19 protein-coding genes are annotated in these 21,505 nt (G+C 69.9%); 7 read left to right on the forward strand and 12 right to left on the reverse strand.

The features are described 5' to 3' along the window. Nucleotides 1–13: 13 nt before the first annotated feature. Nucleotides 14–559: a hypothetical protein gene (locus ACFYM6_RS14805; protein WP_387275610.1), complete on the reverse strand. Its 546-nt coding sequence runs from the start codon at nucleotides 557–559 to the stop codon at nucleotides 14–16. Nucleotides 560–914: 355 nt separating this feature from the next. Next, nucleotides 915–1,136, reverse strand: coding sequence for an AzlD domain-containing protein (locus tag ACFYM6_RS14810; RefSeq protein WP_387275612.1), 222 nt, complete (start codon nucleotides 1,134–1,136; stop codon nucleotides 915–917). Between the two features lie 135 nt (nucleotides 1,137–1,271). Between ACFYM6_RS14810 and ACFYM6_RS14815 the strand changes: the two genes are divergently transcribed. The 3 genes from ACFYM6_RS14815 to ACFYM6_RS14825 all read left to right on the forward strand — a co-directional run bounded on the left by ACFYM6_RS14815 (nucleotide 1,272) and on the right by ACFYM6_RS14825 (nucleotide 2,588). Next, complete coding sequence (locus ACFYM6_RS14815; protein ID WP_387275614.1) at nucleotides 1,272–1,421, forward strand: hypothetical protein; 150 nt, start codon at nucleotides 1,272–1,274, stop codon at nucleotides 1,419–1,421. 98 nt (nucleotides 1,422–1,519) lie between these two features. Beyond that, on the forward strand, nucleotides 1,520–1,735 hold the full coding sequence (locus tag ACFYM6_RS14820; protein ID WP_387276027.1) for an Lrp/AsnC ligand binding domain-containing protein: 216 nt from the start codon (nucleotides 1,520–1,522) through the stop codon (nucleotides 1,733–1,735). A gap of 277 nt (nucleotides 1,736–2,012) precedes the next feature. Continuing rightward, on the forward strand, nucleotides 2,013–2,588 hold the full coding sequence (locus ACFYM6_RS14825; RefSeq protein ID WP_387275616.1) for a dihydrofolate reductase family protein: 576 nt from the start codon (nucleotides 2,013–2,015) through the stop codon (nucleotides 2,586–2,588). A 261-nt stretch (nucleotides 2,589–2,849) separates the two neighbouring features. On the opposite strand, the gene rox is transcribed toward ACFYM6_RS14825, so the two are convergent. Next, nucleotides 2,850–4,274 carry a rifampin monooxygenase gene (gene rox, locus ACFYM6_RS14830; RefSeq protein WP_387276028.1) on the reverse strand — a complete coding sequence of 475 codons (1,425 nt, stop codon included), beginning with the start codon at nucleotides 4,272–4,274 and terminating at the stop codon, nucleotides 2,850–2,852. A gap of 614 nt (nucleotides 4,275–4,888) precedes the next feature. Then, nucleotides 4,889–5,614: a TetR/AcrR family transcriptional regulator gene (locus ACFYM6_RS14835; protein ID WP_387275618.1), complete on the reverse strand. Its 726-nt coding sequence runs from the start codon at nucleotides 5,612–5,614 to the stop codon at nucleotides 4,889–4,891. Nucleotides 5,615–5,638: 24 nt separating this feature from the next. On the opposite strand from ACFYM6_RS14835, the gene ACFYM6_RS14840 reads away from it, so the two are divergent. Beyond that, nucleotides 5,639–6,769 carry an FAD-dependent oxidoreductase gene (locus ACFYM6_RS14840; RefSeq protein WP_387275620.1) on the forward strand — a complete coding sequence of 377 codons (1,131 nt, stop codon included), beginning with the start codon at nucleotides 5,639–5,641 and terminating at the stop codon, nucleotides 6,767–6,769. Nucleotides 6,770–6,917: 148 nt separating this feature from the next. Here the strand turns inward: ACFYM6_RS14840 and ACFYM6_RS14845 are convergent, their stop codons facing one another. From ACFYM6_RS14845 to ACFYM6_RS14865, 5 genes are all read right to left on the reverse strand, one after another. Beyond that, entirely contained in the window at nucleotides 6,918–9,317 is a 2,400-nt protein-coding gene (locus ACFYM6_RS14845) for an ATP-binding cassette domain-containing protein (RefSeq protein WP_387275622.1), read from the reverse strand. Between the two features lie 64 nt (nucleotides 9,318–9,381). Then, a complete protein-coding gene (locus ACFYM6_RS14850; protein ID WP_387275624.1) occupies nucleotides 9,382–9,834 on the reverse strand; it encodes a pyridoxamine 5'-phosphate oxidase family protein in 453 nt (150 codons plus the stop codon). After that, nucleotides 9,831–10,178: a VOC family protein gene (locus ACFYM6_RS14855; RefSeq protein ID WP_387275626.1), complete on the reverse strand. Its 348-nt coding sequence runs from the start codon at nucleotides 10,176–10,178 to the stop codon at nucleotides 9,831–9,833. Before ACFYM6_RS14855 ends, ACFYM6_RS14850 begins: the two co-directional genes overlap by 4 nt. A gap of 33 nt (nucleotides 10,179–10,211) precedes the next feature. Next, nucleotides 10,212–10,661, reverse strand: a complete 450-nt coding sequence (locus ACFYM6_RS14860; RefSeq protein WP_387275628.1) for a helix-turn-helix transcriptional regulator — start codon at nucleotides 10,659–10,661, stop codon at nucleotides 10,212–10,214. Nucleotides 10,662–10,725: 64 nt separating this feature from the next. After that, nucleotides 10,726–11,604 (reverse strand): alpha/beta fold hydrolase, encoded by an 879-nt coding sequence (locus ACFYM6_RS14865; protein ID WP_387275630.1) that lies wholly within the window; start codon nucleotides 11,602–11,604, stop codon nucleotides 10,726–10,728. Between the two features lie 98 nt (nucleotides 11,605–11,702). Between ACFYM6_RS14865 and ACFYM6_RS14870 the strand changes: the two genes are divergently transcribed. Both ACFYM6_RS14870 and ACFYM6_RS14875 read left to right on the forward strand, forming a co-directional pair. Beyond that, complete coding sequence (locus tag ACFYM6_RS14870; protein WP_387275632.1) at nucleotides 11,703–13,670, forward strand: BTAD domain-containing putative transcriptional regulator; 1,968 nt, start codon at nucleotides 11,703–11,705, stop codon at nucleotides 13,668–13,670. 236 nt (nucleotides 13,671–13,906) lie between these two features. Further along, complete coding sequence (locus tag ACFYM6_RS14875) at nucleotides 13,907–17,098, forward strand: patatin-like protein (protein WP_387275634.1); 3,192 nt, start codon at nucleotides 13,907–13,909, stop codon at nucleotides 17,096–17,098. A gap of 268 nt (nucleotides 17,099–17,366) precedes the next feature. On the opposite strand, the gene ACFYM6_RS14880 is transcribed toward ACFYM6_RS14875, so the two are convergent. Continuing rightward, entirely contained in the window at nucleotides 17,367–18,533 is a 1,167-nt protein-coding gene (locus ACFYM6_RS14880) for a hypothetical protein (RefSeq protein ID WP_387275636.1), read from the reverse strand. A 211-nt stretch (nucleotides 18,534–18,744) separates the two neighbouring features. Continuing rightward, nucleotides 18,745–19,407: a class I SAM-dependent methyltransferase gene (locus ACFYM6_RS14885; RefSeq protein WP_387275638.1), complete on the reverse strand. Its 663-nt coding sequence runs from the start codon at nucleotides 19,405–19,407 to the stop codon at nucleotides 18,745–18,747. A gap of 250 nt (nucleotides 19,408–19,657) precedes the next feature. On the opposite strand from ACFYM6_RS14885, the gene msrB reads away from it, so the two are divergent. Beyond that, nucleotides 19,658–20,101 carry a peptide-methionine (R)-S-oxide reductase MsrB gene (msrB, locus tag ACFYM6_RS14890; RefSeq protein ID WP_387275640.1) on the forward strand — a complete coding sequence of 148 codons (444 nt, stop codon included), beginning with the start codon at nucleotides 19,658–19,660 and terminating at the stop codon, nucleotides 20,099–20,101. 6 nt (nucleotides 20,102–20,107) lie between these two features. Here the strand turns inward: msrB and ACFYM6_RS14895 are convergent, their stop codons facing one another. Next, nucleotides 20,108–21,274: an ROK family protein gene (locus tag ACFYM6_RS14895; RefSeq protein WP_387275642.1), complete on the reverse strand. Its 1,167-nt coding sequence runs from the start codon at nucleotides 21,272–21,274 to the stop codon at nucleotides 20,108–20,110. Nucleotides 21,275–21,505 lie beyond the last annotated feature (231 nt).

A 21,505-nucleotide genomic window follows, 5' to 3' on the forward strand; every position in this document is an offset into this window, starting at 1 on the left:
GTCAGCAAGGCTGTCAGGCCAGCGCGGGCGACGGCACGGCACGGCGCGCGTCCAGCAGGTCGACGCGGGTCGCCATGAACACGTCCAGCTCGGCCACCCGCCAACCGGCTGCGAGCAGGGGGCGGACTGCGGGGTGCGGCGCCGGCAGGCACAACTGCGCGTACCCGTCCACGCTGTCGAGCGAAGCGAGGACCGCCAGCACGCTGTCGGCAACCTGGGCGTCGGTGAGACGCGGGTCCGATGCCAGGTGCACCAGCCCGTAGCCCGCACCCTCCCCCGCCGCGGTCCCGGCGGCCCGTGGCTGGCCGTCAAGCGCCGCGACCAGCGCTACTCCATTCGGCCGCCGGGCCCACGCGTGATGGTCGTCGGCGCGGTCCAGGCCCGTCCAGCCCGCCTCGAACGCAGCGACCGTATCCGGCGAGGACGGCTCGACAGTCCAACCGGCAGGCGGCCGCACGGTACGGGCGTCACCGGTCAGATACAGCAGCGGCCACCAGGCGTCCAGACCGAAACTCGTGTAGAGCGGCAGCGCATGTGGGTGCTGGCTGCTGAACGTCATCCGCAGGGTGTTTCGCTCGGGCCACAGCTCGGCGAGCAGCGCCCTGCCATGGCCGCGGCCATGGTGCGACGGGTCGACGAACAGATCGCAGCATCGAGGTCACCCCAGCGCGGCCGGCGATGTCCCGGGTCGCACCGAATCCGGCAACCCGGTCGTCATCGATCGTGACAACGACTTGCCCGTACCGCAGCAGGTACCCGACGTACGCGGGGTCTGCGCCGGTCCATTCGCCTCGCTGACCCGCCGCCTCGGCGACACGCGCGATGGCATCGAGATCACCAACGGTGGCACCGCGAACCATCAGGACAGGATCTCTCCTCATCCGCCACATCCTGCCCGACCAGCGCGTAGGCATTCAGTGGGTCTGGAGGGCGCTGGCAATGGCTACCTGGACGGCGGTGCCGCCGAGGATGCTGAGCAGGGCATTGTGTCGCCACAGGTGCAGGCCGACGGTGACGGTCAGCGCCAGCGGCGGTGCGAGTGCCCGCGTGAAGCCGGCGAGCGGCAGGTCTCGCAGGCAGTAGGCCACCAGGATGACCATGACGCCGGCCGGCAGGCGGGTGCTCAGGTACCGCACGTGTGGCTGGCGCGCAACCGGCTCAGGGCGGCGAAGGGCAGAGCTCGCAGCGCCCAGGTGACCGCGGCGGACACGGCGACCGCCGCGAACAGGTATCGGGCCTAAGCCATGGGTCGACCTCCTGCTGGTGATCAGGTGGCGGATCAGGAGCGCGGCGGCGAACAGGACGAAGGCGGCCAGGAGCATCTGACCGGGCAGGATGAGGCGAGCGGCCAGGAGCATCTGACCGGGCAGGATGAGGCGGGCGGCCAGCGCGGCGAGCAGGGCGAGGATGGGGGTGGGTAGGTCGCCGCGCCGGGCCCGCAGGACGTCGAGGGCCAGGACCGTGAAGAGCGCGGTCAGCGCGAAGTCCAGCCCGGTGATGCTGTCGGCACGCCCAGGACCTGAACACGGTCGAGCAGTTCGAGAACACAGTGGCCGCCTACGACGAGGTCATCGAGTTCCGCCGGATGTTCGGCCGTCCTGACTACTTCATCCGGGTAGCGGTCGCCGACCACGCCGCGTACGAAGCCTTTGTCAGCGGCAAACTCATCGGCCTGCCCGGCGTGCTCCGGGTGGAGTCCCACCTCAGCATGAAAAAGATCAAGATCGCTTACTGACAATCAACGCCGTCGCACCACCTACCTTCGTGCCGGAGGACTTGGCGCAGTCGGCCTTCGTCAACGAATCCGACCTTTGGTGGAGATGGTGAGCCGCGTGGTGCTCTGTCTCGAAGCCATACCGGCAGACCGCACATACCGCGTCCGGGCCACAGTCCGCGTCCGACATAACCGGGGCAGCGCCCCGTATGCTGCTGGCCATAACCGAGGCGACGCACCGCTTGTGGTGTTCGTCCCTCATCAGACCGGATCCGCCAGCGACGAGGAGACCGCGCCGATGACCACTCGCGACGAGGCGAGCGAAATGCGACCCCTTCGCTATTCCATCAACGTCACATTGGACGGATGCTGCGATCATCGTGCAATTCCCGCTGACGAAGACTTACATCGCCACCACACCGAGAACCTCGCCCAGGCCGATGCACTTCTCTTTGGCCGGGTGATGTACGAGATGATGGAGGCAGCGTGGCGGCCGCCGGCGCCGACGGGGTCGAGACCTGATTGGATGGAACCGTTCGCCCAGACGATCAACGCGGCAAAGAAGTACGTCGTGTCAAGCGCCCTGGAGCGGGTCGATTGGAACGCGGAGCTCGTGCGCGGGGATCTGGGCAAGGCCGTTGAGCAGCTCAAGCGGGAGTCGGGTAAGGGACTGTTCGTGTCAGGCGTGACGCTCCCGCTGGCGTTGGCGGAGCTGGGATTGATCGACGAGTACGAGTTCGTGGTGCATCCCCGGCTGGCGGGCCACGGGCCCACGTTGTTCGCGGGGATATCGAAATATGTCGACTTGAAGCTCGTGAGCCGGCTGGAGTTCGCCTCAGGGGCGGTGGTGATGCGGTACGAGCCGAGAAGGTAAGTATCGGGCTCGTTGGCCCGAGCCGGCCACATCGTGCAGCCCAGGTTCGCGGCTCTCGAATACTTTGTTCCCCAGTATCCCGCGCCACCGGTAGCGGCAAGTGCCCCGTCCAGGATCCAACCAAGGTCTGATCCACCCGTGAAGTGGGAGCGCCGTCAAACTGTCAGCGTTGCGTGAGCTGGCAGTGGATGCGGGAGAGGTACCCGGCGAGCTGGTTCAGCTTGGTGGTGTTCGCATTCATTTTCGGTTGCTCCGGCAAAATTAGTTGGCGGGCTTGCCGAACCAGCGGGAGAGGTGGTTGTCCAGGTCCTGCTGATCGTCGCCGATCCAGGCGACGTGGCCGTCGGGGCGTAGCAGGACGCACGGAACATCCAGTACCGCAGTGGGATCCCCGAGGTAATCGACCCGGTCTGACCAGCCGCCGACGGTCAGGCGTTCGGTGCGGTCCAGCAGCAGGCCGCGGCCGCGATGCAGCAGACCGTAGAGGTGGCCCTGTTTCACGTCGATGTCGCGCAGGCGGCGGCCGAGCAGGTCGGGGCCTGCGCCGAAGTCATAGCGGATGCCGATCGCGGTGATCTTCTCGATCAGATAGCGGTTCACCTCGTCGAAGTCCATCAGTTCGGTGAGCAGCCTACGCACGGCCTGCGGGCCCGGTTCGGTGGACGACAGTTCCATCTGAGCGCGGGTGTTGTCCAGCACGTCCTCGGCGACCGGATGACGTTCGGCCTGGTAGGTGTCCAGCAGTGTTTCCGGCGCCCAGCCGCGGATCTGTGCGGCCAGTTTCCAGCCGAGGTTGAATGCGTCCTGAACGCCCAGGTTGAGACCCTGTCCGCCAGTGGGCGGATGGATATGCGCCGCATCGCCGGCCAGCAGCACTCGCCCGACCCGATAACGTTCGGCTAGCCGGGTGGCATCCCCGAAGCGGGACAACCAGCGCGGGGAGTGCACGCCGAAATCGGTTCCGGCGATGGTGCGCAGCGCTTGTTTGAAATCCTCGAGGGTGGGCGGTTCCGCGCGATCGCTGACTCCCGCGGCGGGGACGACGACGCTGTAGACCCCTTCGCCGAAGGGCCGGAGCCAGAATCGCTGATGGGCCTCGTTGATCTCGGTCACCTTGGCGGCGATCTCCTCCCGCGGCACACCCACTTCCATCTCGCCCATCAGCGTCTCGGTCCGCGAGGGCTCGCCGGGGAAGCCGACGCCGAGCAGTTTGCGCACCGTGCTGCGCCCGCCGTCACAGCCGACGAGATAGCGCGAACGCAGCTGTTCCCCGTCGGCCAGCTCGACGGTCACACCGTCGCCGTCCTGCTCGAAGTCGGCCACCGCACAACCGCGCCTGACCTGCGCACCCAGTGCGATCGCATGCTCTTCGAGCAGGCGTTCGATGACCGGCTGCGGGATGCCCAGCAGATAGGCGTACGCGGAATCCAGGCCCTTGGGCGCGGGTTTGTTGATGGCGGCGAAGAAGCCGCCGGCCGGACGCTGTCTTCCGTGTTCGAGAATGCGCTCCAGCAGTCCGCGCATTGCCATCAGCTCGAGACTGCGAATATGCAGACCGACTATGCGGACGAACGACTTGGGCTCGGTTTCCTTCTCCAGGACGAGTACCCGCACGTCGTGCAGCCGCAGTTCGGCGGCCAGCATCGCGCCAGTCGGCCCGCACCCGGCAATGATCACGTCGAACAGGAGGGGCGCGCGATCGGCGCCGGAGGCCGGCGATGGGAGTCCGCGGACGTCGCCCGCGGTGGAGTCGCGCTCGACCGTATCGGTCGATGAGGGCTCGGCGGTGAACTGCAGAGCATGCACAGGTGTTGCCTTTCGGGAGTGCCTTGTTGGCGAGGCGCTCCCGGCGACACCTACGTCAATCGCCCGACCGTGACGGGAAGGGGGAGCACCCACATCGATACAGCGTTCATGGGTCTCACCTCCTCGGGCGGTGTCACGGGCAACTGCAAGTTACAAGCCTGAGCATCATCCCGTCCAGTCCTTTCCCCGCCACGTGATCACGACTCCGAACGGGCCAGTGCGGTTGCAGGGCGAATCCCGCGTGGCGGCCCGGCTGGTCCCGGTCACGGTCACGGTCTGATCCCGTCGTGCAGTGGGATTCCGATCGACCGCCGACCTTGGTCAGCTTCAACGACACCGGGCACCTGTAGCTGTACGGCATCCGCTCTTGGGGACGTCCGCGAGCCGACCAGCCGAGCAGAGTCGTCACGCAGCGTAGCGATCGCATCGCGCCATATCCGGAGGCTGATCGGGGTGTATCGGTGTTCAGCCGGTACTGGCCTGCGAGCAGTAGGTCACGTGCGGGGATGGCTGGTGATGCCGTCCAGGATGGTGATCAGGTTGTGGTGGAAGGTTTCCTCGGCGTTGAGGTGGGCGCCGTCGATGACGAGCCGGGCGATGGTGGGGTAGCGGCCTGTTTCGAGCATGCGGGTCAGGTAGGGCCCGAGGGTGGCCTGCCAAGCGGACATGTCGGTGCCGGTTAAACGGGCGGTGCGTCGCTCGGTGATCTCCCTGCGGAGCGCTCCGACGATGAACGCGTTGAGGGCGCCCAAGGCCCGCTGGAGATCGTCGATACCGCGCACGCCAGGGGCCTGGCTGAGCGCCGCCGCGGTCGATTCGCCCACGGCGAGCGCGTGAGGTCCCAAGTGTGGCCTTGCGCCGAGCAGGTCGACGAACCATTCATGATCAAGAGCGGCATCGCGGGTCCGGTGAACGATGGCCAGTACCGCGGCGCGCCACCCGGAGTGCTGGCCGGCCTCGGCGATCTGGGCATACACGGCGTCGACCATCAGATCGAGCAGTTCGGATCTGTTGATCACGTAGTCGTAGAGCCGCATCGGACCGACACCGAGCTCTTTGGCGATCTTGCGTACCGACAGCCCGTCGAGGCCGTGTGCGTCGGCGATCCGGATCGCCGTGGCGGCGATCTTCGCGCGGCTCAGCGGCACCGGCGCCGCCCGCGGCTGAGGCTCGGGCCGTTCCCAGACAGGCAGCGGTGCGCTACCGTACGGCGTATACATGAGATACAGCGTACGGTAACGGAGATGATGATGCGAGTTGCGATCGCCGGTGGCGGCCTCGGCGGCCTGACGCTGGCCCGAATCCTGCACCGGCACGGCATCGACGCGGTGGTGTACGAACGCGAGGCAAGCCGATCCGCGCGATCACAGGGCGGATCGCTCGACCTGCACCCGGAGTCCGGGCAACGGGCCCTGGCCGATGCGGGCCTCGCCGGCCGATTCCGGTCCGAGGCACGGCCGGAGGGCGAGGAACATCGCATCCTCGACCCGGCCGGACGCACTCTCGTGCACCACAAGCCACAACCCGGCTCATTCTCCGGACGCCCCGAGATCGACCGCAGCGCACTGCGTGATCTTCTGCTCGATTCGCTCCCCGGCGACGCGGTGGCCTGGCAACACCGGCTCGTCGCGGCGACGCCACGACCCGACGGAGGCTTCGGGCTGACGTTCGACGGCGGCCACAGCGCCGACTGCGACGTCCTCATCGGCGCGGACGGCGCACGCTCGGTCGTCCGGTCGCTGCTGACCGACGCGGCACTGTCTTCCGTGGCCACCTTGGTGGAGCTCGGCATCAGCGACGTCGACCGGCGCCACCCGGATCTCGCCGAGCTGGTCGGCCCCGGAAACCTCTGGTGCATCGGCGTGAACCAGATCCTGGCAGCGCAACGCCTCGGCGACGGCAGCATCCGAGTCGGGATCTCCCTACGCGCGGACGATCACCACCTGGACACCTACCGCAGCAAGCGCGCTCTGCTGGACATGTTCGATGGCTGGGACCCCAGCCTCACCGCACTCATCGAAGCCGGCGACAGCCCGCCGACCCCACGCAGGATCGAGGCGATGCCCACCGGTACACGCTGGGCCCACCGGCCGGGCATCACCCTCATCGGTGACGCCGCGCACCTCATGCCGCCGGTCGGCGAGGGCGCCAACCAAGCCATGCTCGACGCCGCCGAACTCGCCGCCGAACTCGCCACCAACCCCGCCGACGCCGACTCGGCGATCCGGACGTACGAGGAGGCGATGTTCACCAGAATCCACCCGATCGCCGAAATGTCCGCACGAGTCCAAGCAATGATGCTGTCCCCCACCGCAGCCGACGACATCATCCGCTTCTTCACGCCACGGCCCACCGAGCCGGCACCCGCAGATTGACAACGCGCAACGCAGCCGGCCTCGCCCTAATAGACGCTCCTGCCCCGGAAGATCCGCGACAACGAATAGCCAGTTGGGCTGTGGGCTCTGGCACCTCTCACCTGCTCGATCGGGTCAGGAGCGAGAGCGAGCTCTCGCTCCTGACGCCTCAATCGCTGGCGCCGACGTAGGCCGCGAGGTGCTCGCCGGTGAGGGTGGAGCGGGCGGCGACGAGGTCGGCCGGGGTGCCCTCGAAGACGATCCGGCCGCCGTCATGGCCGGCGCCGGGGCCGAGGTCGATGATCCAGTCGGCGTGCGCCATGACCGCCTGGTGGTGCTCGATGACGATGACCGACTTGCCGGAGTCGACGAGCCGGTCGAGCAGGCCGAGCAGCTGTTCGACGTCGGCGAGGTGCAGGCCGGTGGTCGGCTCGTCGAGGACGTAGACGTCACCCTTCTCGGCCATCTGGGTGGCCAGCTTGAGCCGCTGCCGCTCGCCGCCGGACAGCGTGGTGAGCGGCTGGCCGAGGGTGAGGTAGCCGAGCCCGACGTCGACGAGCCGGTCGAGGATCTTGTGCGCGGCCGGGGTGCGCGCCTCGCCGCCCTTGAAGAACTCCTCGGCCTCGGTCACCGACATCGCGAGCACTTCCGCGATGTTCCGGCCGCCCAGCGTGTACTCCAGCACTGATGCCTGGAAGCGCTTGCCCTCGCACTCCTCGCAGGTGGATTCGACGGTGGCCATGACGCCCAGGTCGGTGTAGATGACGCCGGCGCCGTTGCAGGTGGGGCACGCACCCTCGGAGTTGGAGCTGAACAGCGCCGGCTTGACCCCGTTGGCCTTCGCGAACGCCTTGCGGATCGGGTCGAGCAGCCCGGTGTACGTCGCCGGGTTGCTGCGCCGCGAACCGCGGATCGCGCCCTGGTCGATCACCACCACGCCGTCGCGGTCGGCGACCGAGCCGTGGATCAGGGAGCTCTTGCCGGAGCCGGCCACGCCGGTGACCACGCAGAGCACCCCGAGCGGGATGTCGACGTTCACGCCCTGAAGGTTGTGCGTCGACGCGCCGCGGACCTCCAGCGCGCCGGACGACGACCGCACCGACTTCTTGAGGGCCGCCCGGTCGTCGAGATGGCGGCCGGTGGTGGTGTCGCTCCCGCGCAGCCCCTCGACGGTGCCCTCGAAGCAGACGGTGCCACCCGCCGTGCCGGCGCCGGGGCCGAGGTCGACGACGTGGTCGGCGATCGCGATCGTCTCGGGCTTGTGCTCCACGACGAGCACGGTGTTGCCCTTGTCCCGCAGCCGCAGCAGCAGGTTGTTCATCCGCTCGATGTCATGGGGGTGCAGGCCGATCGTCGGCTCGTCGAAGACGTAGGTGACGTCGGTTAGCGACGAGCCGAGGTGCCGGATCATCTTGGTGCGCTGGGCCTCTCCCCCGGACAGGGTGCCCGCCGGACGGTCGAGCGAGAGGTATCCCAACCCGATCTCCGCGAACGAGTCGAGGAGGTGTTGCAGCCCGGTGAGCAGCGGGGCAACGGACGGCTCGTCGAGGCCCCGGACCCAGTCGGCCAGGTCGCTGATCTGCATCGCGCAGACGTCGGCGATGCTCTTGCCCTTGATCTTCGACGACCGGGCCTCCTTGCTGAGCCGGGTGCCATCGCACTCGGGGCAGGTCGTGAACGTCACCGCCCGCTCCACGAAGGCGCGGATGTGCGGCTGCAGCGCGTCGACGTCCTTGGACAGGAACGACTTCTGAATCTGCGGGATCAGCCCCGCGTACGTCAGGTTGATCCCCTCGACCTTGATCTTGGTCGGCTCCTTGTAGAGAAGGTCGTGCAGCTCCCTCTTGTTGTATTTGCGGATCGGCTTGTCCGGGTCGAAGAAGCCGCAGCCGCGGAAGATGCGGCCGTACCAGCCGTCCATGCTGTAGCCGGGGATGGTGAGCGCGCCCTCGTTGAGCGACTTGCTGTCGTCGTAGAGCTGGGTCAGGTCGATGTCGTTGACCGAGCCCATGCCCTCGCAGCGCGGACACATGCCGCCCAGCCGGTGGAAGGTCGCCTTCTCGGTCTTCGTCTTGCCGGCACCGCGCTCGACGGTGATCGCACCGCTGGCCGTCACCGACGGGACGTTGAACGAGTACGCGTTGGGCGAGCCGATGTGCGGCTGCCCGAGCCTGCTGAACAGGATGCGCAGCATCGCATTGGCGTCGGTGGCGGTGCCGACCGTGGAGCGGGGGTTGGCGCCCATCCGCTCCTGGTCGACGATGATCGCCGTCGTCAGGCCCTCCAGCAGGTCGACCTCCGGCCGCGACAACGTCGGCATGAAGCCCTGCACGAAGGAGCTGTAGGTCTCGTTGATCATCCGCTGCGACTCGGCGGCGATCGTGGCGAACACCAGCGAGCTCTTGCCCGAGCCGGAGACGCCGGTGAACACCGTCAGCCGGCGCTTCGGGATCTCGACGGTGACGTCCTTGAGGTTGTTCTCGCGCGCGCCATGCACGCGGATCAGGTCGTGGCTGTCGGCAACGTTCAGCGCAGGCGACTGCGAGTCCGTCCTCGTGGCAATGCTCATCGTGTCTCCATCTGTTGGGCGGGGACCGCCTTCGCGGCTCCCGTCGGCGCCGCCTGGCGAGGCGTCAGACCAACCAGCGGCCGTCGCGCATCAGGTCGCGGTCGGGCAGCTCGTTCACTTCGCGCCACGCCTGGATGCGGCGCGGGGAGATGCGAAACCAGCGGTACGGCGTGGCCAGCGCACGCGGGTCGAAGCCGGTGCGCGCGGCGAACCGGTCGCCCAGCTCCCGCGGCAGCGCGTCGATCTCGAGGACCTCGACCTCCCCCTCGATCATGGACACGTCGCGGGTGTGGCCCAGCCCCAGCCGAACTGCCCGGGTGGCGGCCAGGTTCCTCCCGGTCGGGCTGTCCGTCGGCGTGGCCATCAGCAGCACCTCGCCGTCCCAGTCGAAGGACAGCGGCACCAGGTACGGCCCGCCGTCCGTCGAGGCGCTGGCCACCCAGACATCGATGTCGTGGGTGAGCCGATGCTCGGTGTCGTGACGACGCTGAACGCGGGAGCGGGGGGCAGCGCTCATCGGTCCTGAAGCAGGCCGAGGACGTTGCCGTCGGGGTCGGTGACGGTGGCCACCAGGCCCCCACCGACGTCGTGCGCGGGCTCCTTCACGGTGGCACCCGCCGCGGTCACCTCGGCCAGCTTCGCCTCGATGTCCGGCACGTGCCAGTAGGCCACCGGTGAGGTCATGCCCTGCGGTCCACCGCCCGGCACCAGCCCGATCTGCTGGCCCGCGGCCTCGAAGCCGACGTAGTAGGACGAGTCGGTCTGCGGCGGTACGCCGAGCAGGGCGGTGTACACCGCCTTGGCCGCCGCCAGGTCGGACACGGGATGCAGCACGGTCATGATTCCCTGCGTGGCAGTCATGGTCACTCCTGAGGTCGTGGATCGCAACGTCGATCAGGCTAGTTGCGGCCCGTGACCCCCCGCTTCTTGATTCCTGATCGGTCTGGTCACCTGTTTCGCCACGCACGACGGCATCCCCGCCGCCGCCCCCGCCGCCTGCCGCCGGTACACGCTCGGCGGCACACCGACCAGCTCGGTGAACCGACTACTGAAGGTACCCAGCGACGCGCAACCGACCGTGAAACAGACCTCGGTGACACTCAGGCCACCACGACGCAGCAGCGCCATCGCACGCTCGATACGCCGCGTCATCAGATACGCGTACGGCGACTCACCGTATGCAGCCCGGAACTCACGGCTGAGATGCCCGGCCGACATGTTCACACCCCGCGCCAGCGCCTCGACATCCAACGGCCGCGCGTACTCCCGGTCGATCCGATCACGCACGCGACGCAGCCGCGCAAGGTCAAACAGCCGCTGTGTCGCGGCGGATCTGCTGGTCACCTGCGAAATCGTGCCACGCGTCGCCGGAGTTGCCCAACACCGGTGGCTCCACTCCGCGCAGCGCCTACCTGGTGAGGAGGGAGCGCAGCTTCTTGACGATCTCTGCCGGCGCCTCCTCCGCCATGAAGTGCCCCGCGGACGTGGTGTGGTGCTCCAGGTCCGGGGCCCAGGCCCGCCACAGCGCGGCGGCGTCGTAACCGAGCGCGGCACCCCAGTCCTGTGCAACGACGGCGACCGGCATGGCCAGCCGGTTCCCGGCGGCCCGGTCGGCCTGGTCGTGCTCGATGTCGATGCCGGCCGAGGCGCGGTAGTCGGCGACGATGGAGTCGACCGCCCCGCGCGAGGCGGCCAGGTACTCGGCGCGCACGTCCGCCGGGATGGCCTGCGGGTTCTGCGCCCACAGGTCGAGGAAGTAGCCGAAGAAGGCATCCGCGCTCGCGCTGATCATCTGTTCGGGCAGGCCCGGCGGCTGGGCCATCAGGTAGAGGTGGAAGGCGACCGCGGCGGGCGCACCGTGCAGGATGTCCCACATGTCCAGGGTGGGGAGGACGTCGAGCGCGGCCAGGTGGGTGATCGCGTCGGGGTGGTCCAGGCCGGCGCGGATGGCCACGAGGGCACCGCGGTCGTGTCCGGCGAGGGCGAAGCGGTCGTGCCCGAGCCGGCGGGCGAGGGCGACGACGTCGGCGGCCATCGTCCGCTTGGCGTACGTGTCGGGGCGGTGCGCGGCGGGTTTGTCGCTGGCTCCGTAGCCGCGCAGGTCGGGGCAGATCACGGTGTGATCGGTGGCCAGGTCGACGGCGACGTGCCGCCACATGAGGTGGGTCTGCGGGAAGCCGTGCAGCAGCACGATCGGGCTGCCGGCGCCGCCCACCGCCAGGTTCAGCGTCACGTCGTCGGCGACCGCGACGCGCTGGTACTCGAAACCGGGGATGACGCTTGTCATGGTTGTCCTTTCTCGTTGGCTCGTTCAGCGTGCCGGCTGCGGATGAGCAACCGATGAGCGCGATACGTTGCTCTCAGGCGCGGGAGGGTGGTCGATCGGTGCAGGTCAGGTTCGGTGTTCTCGGGCCGGTGGACGCCTGGGACGAAGCCGGCACGCCGATCGACCTGAAGGGGCCCCGCCACCGGGCGCTGCTTGCGCGGCTGATCGTCGCGCGCGTCCGGGTCGTCCCGGTCAGCCGCCTCGTCGATGACCTGTGGGCGGAGCCGCCCGTCGGAGCGGTGAGCGCCGTCCGCACGTTCGTGGCGGCGTTGCGGCGCGCGCTGGAGCCGCAGCGGCCGCCGCGGGAGCCGGCCAAGCTGTTGACCACCGAGGGGCCGGGCTACGTGCTGCGGGCGGCCCCGGAGACGGTGGACGCCTGGCGGTTCGAGAACGAGGTCGCCGCCGCCGCCGGCGCGTCGGCGCAGGAGGCGCTCGAGCGCCTCGACCGGGCCCTGAGTTGGTGGCGGGGGCCTGCCTATGCGGGCTTCGAGGACGAGCCGTGGGCGCGCGCGGAGCGTTCCCGGCTTGACCAGCTACGGCTGAACGCGGTCGAGCGGCGGGCCGAGGCGCTCCTGGCGCTCGGGCGAGCCGCCGACGTCGTACCCGATCTTGACGCGCACGTGGCGGAGCATCCGTGGCGGGAGGAGGCGTGGCGGCTGCTCGCGCTGGCCCTGTATCGGGCGGGACGCCAGGGCGACGCGCTCGCGGTGCTGCGCCGAGCCCGCGGCCTGCTCCTGGCGCAGCTCGGTGTCGATCCGGGGCCCCGTCTGCGTCGCCTGGAAGTCGACATCCTCCGTCAGTCCGAACGAGCGGTTGACGCTCTCGGCGCGCTGGGTCCGGAGCGGGTGTGGGCGGACGCCGCGGCGGCCTACGATCGTGCCGTCGCGTCCGGCTCGCGGACTCGGCTCGAGTCGACGGTCGGCCTGCTGCGCAGCCTCGCGGTGGCCGGGCCGGGCGGGCTGGAGGCGGCGCGGGAACAACGGGTCGCGGCCATCGCCGCGGCTGAGCAGCTGGGCGATCCCGAACTCACCGCGCGGGTGATCGGAGGGTACGACGTACCGGCGATCTGGACCCGCTCGGATGATCCGGACCAGGCGGCGCGGATCGTGGCGGCGGCCGAGCGGGCCCTCGCCGCCCTTCACCCCGCCTCTCCCGAGGCCACTCGCGCCGGCCTGCTGGCCACCATCGCGGTGGAGTCCCGGGGCGCACGGTCGGCACGCGGCCCCGAGGCGGCCCGGGAAGCGGAGCGGATCGCCCGCCGCCTGGGCGACCCGGCACTGCTGGCCTTCGCCCTCAACGGCGCCTTCATGCAGACCTTCCACCGCGCGGGCCTCGCCCCCGAGCGCGACGAGATCGGCGCCGGCCTCGTCGCCCTCTCCGCGCGGCACGGCCTGGCCTCGTTCGAGATCCTCGGGCACCTAATCCGCCTGCAGGCCCGCAGCGCACTCGCGGACTTCCGCACGGCCGACCAGCACGCCGCCGCCGCCGACCGGCTCGCCGCGCGGCACGAGCGCCCCCTCGTGGGAGTGTTCACCCAGTGGTACCGCGCGCTGCGGCTGGCCGCGACCGGGGCGTCACCGCCGGACGCGGAAGCCGCCTACCGGGAGGCGGGGGCGCAGCTCCCTGGCGCCGGCATGCCCGGGGTCGAGCAGGGCCTCCTGCCGCTGACCCTGTTGTGCCTGCGGGTGTGGCGCGGTCTCCCGGTCGGCTTCGGTGAAGACACCGACTGGGGCCCGTACGCCCCGTGGGCCCGCCCGCTGCTCCTGCTGGCCCGGGACCGTCGACCCGACGCCGCCGCGGCCCTGCGTCAGACTCCGAACCCGCCACCCGACCTGCTCTTCGAGGCCCTGTGGTGCCTGACCGCCCAGGCCGCAATCGCGCTTGACGACCGGACGATGATGCGACGCGCCCAGACGGAACTCGCGCCGGCGGCGAGAGAGCTGGCCGGAGCCGGCAGCGGCATGCTCACCGTCGGCCCCGTCGCAGGCCACCTCGACGATCTCGCTGCCGCGCTCGGCGGTCGATGAGCCACCCCGGTCCGCCGCACCGTGGCGACCCGCCACGACTCTCCCGGGTGCGCTGCCACGACAGCCTGCCCGTCGTCACGATCAGCCAGTGGCCCAGGCCAGGCCCATGACCCGCCCAGCTGCGCGGCGTGTCGGCTGGGACAGGAATTCGAAAGCCGCGAGTCAGCCGTACCATACCGGACATGACTCCACGAATCGGGCGAGTTCCCGCGCACTCAGTCACTGCCGGGTAGTACATGGCGGCGACCGCGGAGGATCAAGAGTGGGCGCCGTCCCCTGCCCAGGACGCCGACCGACAGGACATTCGACTTGCCGCGGTCATGACCGGTGGAGTCAGCCTGGCAGTCTGGATCAGCGGCGTCACTCTTGAACTCTTTCGGCTGGCCACGGCCCGCACGGGCGCGGGATCGGCGTACGCATCGCTGCTGGATCTGCTTCGGGCCGACGTCCGCGTTGATGTGATCTCAGGGACGTCGGCGGGCGGTCTCAACGGGGCTTTTCTGGCGCTCGGGCTCGCCCGGGGCGGGGACCTGTCCGTCATGCGCGACCTGTGGCACGAGCACGGCAGCCTGGACCGACTGTTGCGCGATCCCTTGACCCGCAACCCGAAGTCCTTGCTCAAGGGCGACGACTACTTCCTGCCCAAGGTGAGGCAAGCGCTGGAGAAGGTGATCTCGGAGGTCCGGCGCCCCGCAAGCCGAACCGACGACGACCGGGTGCCGATCGAGCTGGTCCTGACCGGGACGCTCTGGCAGGGCAGGTCCACGACGTTCACCGACGACCTGGGCGTCGCCATCACCGAAACCGACCACGACGCCACCTTCCGGTTCGCCGACCTACGGGCCGGCTACCGCGATGGTCGGCCCGTCAGCGGTGACCTGGCCGCGGACGCCGTACTCGAGGAGTTGGCCGCCGCAGCGCGATGCACCTCCTCCTTCCCCGGCGCGTTCGAGCCGCATTTCGTTCGGGTGGACCCCGGAGCCCCGGCCGGGGACCTGCGGTGGGAGTCCGCGGCGGGTCGAGCCAACTTCTGCGAAGCGCAGTACGTGGTGGACGGCGGAGTCCTGCTCAACAAGCCGATCAGGCCCGCGCTGGAGGCGGTGTACCGGCAGACCGCCGGCTTTCAGGTGCGTCGAGTGCTCGCTTACGTCGCTCCGGATCCGGGCGAGGTCTACTCCCCCGCAGCCGAGGCGATGCTTGAACCGGATGCGGCCGACCGGCCGGCGTCGCCGCTGCCGTCGGCTCGCGAGGTGCTGCTGGGAGTCCTCACCCGCCTGCGGGCGACAGACTCCGTTTCCCGGGAGCTCACGGAGATTCGCAACCGCAACGCCAATGCGCGTCAGCGTCGCCGGGCACGTGACCGGTTCGCGATGACCATGACGGACGTCGCCGACCAGCTTTCCGAACGGGCGTGGCCGGCCTACCTGGAGGTTCGCGCCGAGCACGCAGCCCGAACGCTGGCCCCGCTGCTGGCGGCCGGGCAACGCGGCCGGCCCGCCGAGCAGTGGAGCGGGCAGGAACTCCTTACCGCGCTACGGCGACAGCCGATGTCGTTTATCCCGCAGGGCGCCTTGCCGGAGGCGCTCGGAAGAGTCGGGGTGAGCTGGGACTGGGGGCAGACCACGGTCCAACGGCTGGCAGACATGACCGTCGACCTGCTCAAACGAGCGGTGTGGCTGGCCCACCTCGGGTCGCCGGAGCGCGCGGCCATCGTGCGCTGCCGCGAAGAGGTGGCTGCCACGCTGAAGGAGATCCACGCCGACCGGGAAGATCTCAACCGCTACTGGTCCACGGCGCCGACCGGACCGACGCGGTACGGCATCGGCCCGATGCCGGCACGCCGGGGCTCGCTGAACCGGACCGCCGAGAACCCCCCAGAACTGGAACGATGGCTCGCAGCTGCGTTGGTGGCGTGGGATGCCCTACCCGCGTCCGACGACGCCGCCCGGCGGGCTCGTCTGTACCGGCAGGCCCTCGAACTGGCCCGGCGCCTCCGCGAGGTCGCCCCGGCAGTACGGGCGGTGAGCGAGGCAGGAAACGATGTCCTCGATCCGGACGGCGAGTGGGCGCAGCGGCTTGCCGCACTCCACCGGTTCCTCGTCCCGACGCAATCCGCCCAGGCCGCGAGCGGGGCAATGCACCCGACGGCGACGGCCGATGCGGGCCCTGCCAGCAGTTCGGCGCGGGCGAGCGACGAGACCGTGCTGCAGAACATGCTGCGCCTCGACGTCGTACAACTGGCGTTCACCAGCGCCAGCCCCGAGCCGGAGCAGGAGGTGGAACTGGCCAAGGTCTCCTCGGTGAACCCGGACCGGTTGACCGGCATCCAGCTGCACCATTTCGGCGCCTTCTACCGCGGCTCCTGGCGAATGAACGACTGGCTGCACGGTCGGATGGACGCGGTCGAACAGCTCATCCGGATCCTGCTGGCACCGGAGCGGCTGCGGCAGTGCCTGCTGACACCCGGCTCTGCGGCCGCCGCCGGTCCTGGGCCGGCTCGCTCGGAGGCCGTGGCCCAGCTCATGGCGGCACTCGAAGGTTGCGCGGTTCCCGACCAGTCACCGGACCGACGGTGGCTGGCCGAGCAGTGGGCACAGGACCGGGCGGCATGCGAACGCGAGGTGGAACAGATCATTGCTGGCCCGGATGCACCGTCCTTGTGCGCCTGCCCCCGAGCCATGGCCCGACCGATCCAGACCGCAGTGCTCAGGGAAGACCTCCCCAGCCTCGCCATCGCGGTGCGCGGTGAGGGCAATGACCGGTCCCGGACGAGCAGCAGCTGGTTGGAGTCCTTTGACGCCGCCGACCGTAAGGCCGGTCAGAACCTGCCGGCCGAGGAGCTGTGGCGGCTGTGGGACGAGGCCGCGAAGATCGGCAGGGAACGCATCGAGGGCGATGTCGGAAGTGACACGTTCGCGCGAACTGTGTCGCACACCGCCACCGTCCTCGCCAATGTCGCCGGGGACTCGGCTCGCATCAAGCCGGTGACCGCGGTCCTCTCCGCCTTCCGCGGCTACGCCCTCGCCGTCTGGGCGATGGTGGCCATGCTCACCCGCGGCAGCGCCGTGGGTACGCGTGCGGTGGAGATCGCGGTGGCGGCCGGCGGAGTCCTCCTCGCCGTCACACTGCTGGTGCCTGCGGTACCGGTCGCCCTGACCCTGCTCGCTGTGCTCCTTCTCCTGGCCGGCTTCTCGTCTGCTGCCCTGCTCTCGCCCCGGGCCAGGCCGGTCGGTGTGCGCCTGGCAGCGGCGGCGCTCGTCGCCCTCCTCGCTCTCGGTGGCGTTCTGTGGTGGGACTGGGCCCGCACCGGCTCGGCGGCGCTGATCTGGAGTCTCTCGATCAAGCTCGGGGTTTCGGTGCTCGTCGTCCTGCTCGGCTGGTGGGTCGCCCGTGCACAGCCCCGCCGGCCCGGACGCGACCGGCGATAGGCGGATACCGCGCTTGCGGTACGCGTCCAATGTGCTGCCTTCGTACGGTGACCGGATGCGGCGGTGGGCGATCGACGCGGGCGTCGTGGCAGTGAGTGGTGCCCTCACCTGGCTGCGGATCACGTCGACGGCGGTAGCGCCGGACGACCGGGGAGCCGACGGTGGGCCTCGGCGGTTGGCTGCGTGCGGGCGCCTGCCTGCTCAAGGGGCTTCGCCCGCTGGTTGCCGCTTGAGCAGGCGGGCGCGAGTGGTTTCCTGCTTGCCGGCGCTACCTGGCGAGGATGTCCCAGCGCACCAGGCTGCCGCCCTCCGGCGGGTCGTTGGGCGTGACGATGCCACGAACATCGCCGAGGAGCTGCCAGGCGGGCATGTCGTAACCGCAGCTGAGCCCGTCGCGGCCGTAGATCAACGGCGTCGGGGACACCGACCAGATCACGGCGTCAGCGCTACGCGCGATGCCCACCACCGTCCTGGTGTCCGTCCGGCCGCACGCTCCGCTGGCGCCCGAGAAGGCCTCGAAGACGATGTACCAGTAGCCGTCGGGCTCCCGGGTCATGTCCGCCATACCCACGCCGAAGTTGGCCCAGTCCGGGGTCGGCGACAGGTCGATCTTCTGACGGACGCCGGTGTATTCACTGGCCAGCGTGTCGAGCCGGGCCACCCCGCGCGTCTGCTTCAGGCGCCCGGTCGCGTCGTGCCCGTGGAACGTCAGGAGGTAGCCGGTTCCGTCCTTCTCGATATCGGGCGTGCCGACCTCGTCGTCCCACGCACCTACCGCCCCGGGCCGAAGCAGCAGGGCGCTGTTCGACCAGTTGCGCCCGTCTGTGCTGGTGACATATCGAACGGAGTGCAGGCTCCGTCCCTGCCCTGGAGCGACGTAGTTCGGGTCGTGGTCACGCTGCTCAAACACCATGACCAAGCGGGATCCGTCGGCGATGACGTCGGGCGAGTACACCCAGGTGCTCGTGACGTTGTCGTCGAAGCGGCAACTCTGGCCCTGCTGGACCGTCTGCAGGGCCGACAACGGACGTCCTCCGTTGACCGGTGTCCAGGTGGCTCCGCGGTCGTTCGAGGTCGCCATCGCCACGCCTTGCGGAATGGAGCAGGTGGTCCCGGTCGGGCTGATGAAGGTCCGGTAGTACATCAGGTACTGCCCGTTCCAGATGATCGAGGTGCTCTCGGCGTGACTGCCGATGGCCTCCGGGAACGGGGACCGGCTCGGCTGGTTCAGGGTTGCCGTCCCGTTGAACAGATCGGCCGGCTCGGCCGTCGCCCCGTCGTTGTTCGTCACATCCGGGTCGGGCGCACCGCTATGGGACCACGCTGTCGCGACGTCCGTTTCGAACGGGCTCGCGTCGGCGGCACGGCCGACGATTATCGCGGCAGAAACGGCAACGAGCAGGACAGCGGCCAAACCTCGCATCTTCTTCGTCATGTCTCTCCACGCCGCGTCGGTCGCATTGGGGGCAGTCTCGGACGGCTTTGTCCTGGCCGGCGCTTCCAGCCATATTTTCGCGCTGGGCGCCGGCCTTACCGGTACGGCGGGCAAGAATAGTGCTCGTACGCCCGGAACTGCGACCGCAGTCTTTCGCGTAGGCCGCTCCCCCAGGCAGCGATCTTTGTTCGTCCGAATTCGCTGGCGTGGTTCAGCGCTGCTCGCGGCCGACCAGGACGACGTGGTCGACGAGATTGCCCGTCTCGCCGTCCGGGCCCATGCCCGTCCGGTGCGCGGCCCCGAGCCGTTCGGTGTGCCAGCCGTCCGGCTCGAGGTCGAGGGCGGCGAGGATCTCCTGGGGGCTGGCGAAGCGGGCGTGCGGATGGCTGTCGCGGGCCCACGGCGGCGGCGCGCCGTGCTCCACGACCAGAAGCCGACCGCCGGGCGCGACCGCGCGCGCCGCCGCACGCAGCACCGCCTCCCGGGGCAGTTCCAGCGGGGACTGGAGGAACTGCGCCGAGACCAGGTCGTACCGGCCCGCCGGGAAGGTCCGGGTCAGGTCGTGCCGGGCCACGGTGATCCGGGACGCCACGCCGGCCCGGGCCGCCTCGGCGGTGAGCCGGTCCAGGGCGGTGGTCGAGATGTCGACGGCGCTGACCTGCCAGCCCTGGCCGGCCAGCCAGATCGCGTCGCCGCCCTCACCGCAGCCCAGGTCGAGCGCGGTGCCGGGCGGCAGCGGCTCCACCACCTCGGCCAGGACGGCGTTTACCCGGCCGCTCCACACCCGCTCGCGCTGTTGGTACAACTCGTCCCAGAACCGGGCGGTGGCGTCGTCCACCGCCGGGTCCACCGGGTACGCGTCGTGCTCGATCATGATGCCCTCCTCGCCGGGCGGACGCCCGCCGCCCCGACCGGGCGATGGTGCGCCGCCGGGACACGAAACGGCAAGGAATCTTGCCAGTTCGGCAAACGCCGAGGTGGGTGGTGGCAGCCGACAGGAGCCGAGACGTGGCGGCGGTGGGATTGGTGGTTACTCGACGGCACGCCGGGTAGGCATTCGGGCCGTGCCCTGCCGGGGGCGGGTGAAGGATTTCTGCCGCTGACCGATATCCGGAGGAAGCGCCGTGCCGCACGAGTACCGCAAGAGCGCCGAGGCAATTTCCAGGCTGTCGCCGGAGCAGTACCGGGTCACTCAGGAAGCTGGGACAGAGCCGGCCTTCGACAACGCCTATTGGGACAACAAGGAGCCGGGCATATACGTCGACGTCGTCTCCGGTGAACCGCTGTTCGCCTCCGTCGACAAGTTTGACAGTGGTACCGGCTGGCCGAGTTTCACCAGGCCCATCGAAACGAAGAATGTGGTCGAAGCACAGGAGTCGAGCCTGGGCATGGCCCGCACGGAGGTCCGGTCGGCGCACGGGGACAGCCACCTCGGCCACGTGTTCGACGATGGCCCCCCGGAGGCGGGCGGGTTGCGCTACTGCATGAACTCGGCGGCGCTTCGGTTCATACCGCGCGACGACCTCGAGCGTGAAGGCTACGGCGAGTACCGCGCGTTGTTTGGCTGAGCACCGCTACGGCACCCCCGGCCGGTCAGCCGGCTCTGCCCGGCGAAGGGTGGCGAACGGAACGGTGTCGACCCCGAGGGCGAGCGCGATCCCACCGTACGCCGCCGCCCGCAGCGCCAGGTCGCTCTGCACCACCTCGACCGCCTCGGCCGCGGCAGCGAACGCGGTCTCGGCGAGACCGCGCTGCAACGGCTCGCGAAGCAGGTCGGTGGCGGTGCCGAGTTCGTCACCGAGGACGACGCGCTGCGGGTTGATGAGGTTGACCAGGTTGCCCAGGGCGTAGCCGAGCTGCGTCCCGGCGTCGGCGATGAGCCGGCGGCAGCCGGGGTCGCCGTCCCGGGCGGCGGCGATGAGCGCGGCGAGGTCGGCCAGCTCGGGTTTGGCCTGGCGGGCGTGGGCGAGCAACGCCCGGCCCCCGACGGCGAGCTCGACACAGCCGCGGTTGCCGCAGCGGCAGACCGCGCCCCGGGCGTCGAGGGTGACGTGACCGAGCTCCCCGGCCGTGCCGGCGGCGCCGCGATACAGCCGGCCGTCCAGCACGATGCCGGCGCCGACCCCGGTGGCCAGCTTCACGTAGACGAGATCGCTGCAGCCGCGACCGGCACCCCAGACGTACTCGCCGAGCGCGCCGAGGTTGGCGTCGTTCTCGGCCCGGACGGGCCGGCCGAGCAGGTCGGCGAACGCGTCGGCCGGACGCAGGCCGGCCCAGCCGGGCAGCATCGGTGGAGAGCCGATACGCCGATCGCGGGTGATCGGGGCCGGCACGCCGAGACCGACGGCGACGATGTCGTCGCGGCCGGCGCCGATGCCGGCCAGGGCGGCGTCGAAGAGGCCGACGGCCGTCGCGAGCGCGTCGTCCGGCCGGTCGTCGAGGTCGAAGTCGGTGCGGGTCTCGTGCTCGCTGAGCACCTCGTGCGCGAGGTCGGCGAGGGCGAGCCGGACGTGGCGGCGGCCGATGTCGATGCCGGCGGCGAGCCCGGCTCGACGGGTCAGCCGGACGACCGAGGCGGGCCGGCCGCCGCCGGAGGGGCCATGTGTGCTGCTGCGCTCGCCGATGAGACCGGCGGCGCCGAGGTCGGCCAGGGCGGCCGAGACGGTGGTCCGGGACAGACCGCTGAGCGCGACCAACTCGGCCCGGGTGCTCGGTCCGTACACCCGCAGAGTGGTGGCCACGCGACGCATGATCGCGGGGGCGCCGGGGCGCCACAGGGTCCGCGGGTCGGTCCGCTGCCTGGCCACGGCGCGAATCTTCCTGTCCGCGCCAGATTTCTGTCAAGAATCGACAAAACCAGCCGAGCTGGCCGGAGCATTGCCTCGGGATCACATTTTGATTGCCAACAGTTGACACAACTCAGGCGACAGCGCGAGGGTCACAGTAGACGTTTCTACCAAGCTTGGACATGT

The organism is Micromonospora sp. NPDC006431, assembly GCF_042870725.1.
In the GTDB taxonomy this organism is placed as follows: domain Bacteria; phylum Actinomycetota; class Actinomycetes; order Mycobacteriales; family Micromonosporaceae; genus Micromonospora.

Excerpts from the sequence above, each read along its gene's own strand:
- ACFYM6_RS14805 (WP_387275610.1), bottom strand. The coding sequence starts at position 559 with ATGACGTTCAGCAGCCAGCACCCACATGCGCTGCCGCTCTACACGAGT.
- ACFYM6_RS14825 (WP_387275616.1), top strand. The coding sequence starts at position 2,013 with ATGACCACTCGCGACGAGGCGAGCGAAATGCGACCCCTTCGCTATTCC.
- ACFYM6_RS14835 (WP_387275618.1), bottom strand. The coding sequence starts at position 5,614 with ATGTATACGCCGTACGGTAGCGCACCGCTGCCTGTCTGGGAACGGCCC.
- ACFYM6_RS14840 (WP_387275620.1), top strand. The coding sequence starts at position 5,639 with ATGATGATGCGAGTTGCGATCGCCGGTGGCGGCCTCGGCGGCCTGACG.
- ACFYM6_RS14845 (WP_387275622.1), bottom strand. The coding sequence starts at position 9,317 with ATGAGCATTGCCACGAGGACGGACTCGCAGTCGCCTGCGCTGAACGTT.
- ACFYM6_RS14850 (WP_387275624.1), bottom strand. The coding sequence starts at position 9,834 with ATGAGCGCTGCCCCCCGCTCCCGCGTTCAGCGTCGTCACGACACCGAG.
- ACFYM6_RS14855 (WP_387275626.1), bottom strand. The coding sequence starts at position 10,178 with ATGACTGCCACGCAGGGAATCATGACCGTGCTGCATCCCGTGTCCGAC.
- ACFYM6_RS14865 (WP_387275630.1), bottom strand. The coding sequence starts at position 11,604 with ATGACAAGCGTCATCCCCGGTTTCGAGTACCAGCGCGTCGCGGTCGCC.
- ACFYM6_RS14875 (WP_387275634.1), top strand. The coding sequence starts at position 13,907 with ATGGCGGCGACCGCGGAGGATCAAGAGTGGGCGCCGTCCCCTGCCCAG.
- ACFYM6_RS14880 (WP_387275636.1), bottom strand. The coding sequence starts at position 18,533 with ATGACGAAGAAGATGCGAGGTTTGGCCGCTGTCCTGCTCGTTGCCGTT.
- ACFYM6_RS14885 (WP_387275638.1), bottom strand. The coding sequence starts at position 19,407 with ATGATCGAGCACGACGCGTACCCGGTGGACCCGGCGGTGGACGACGCC.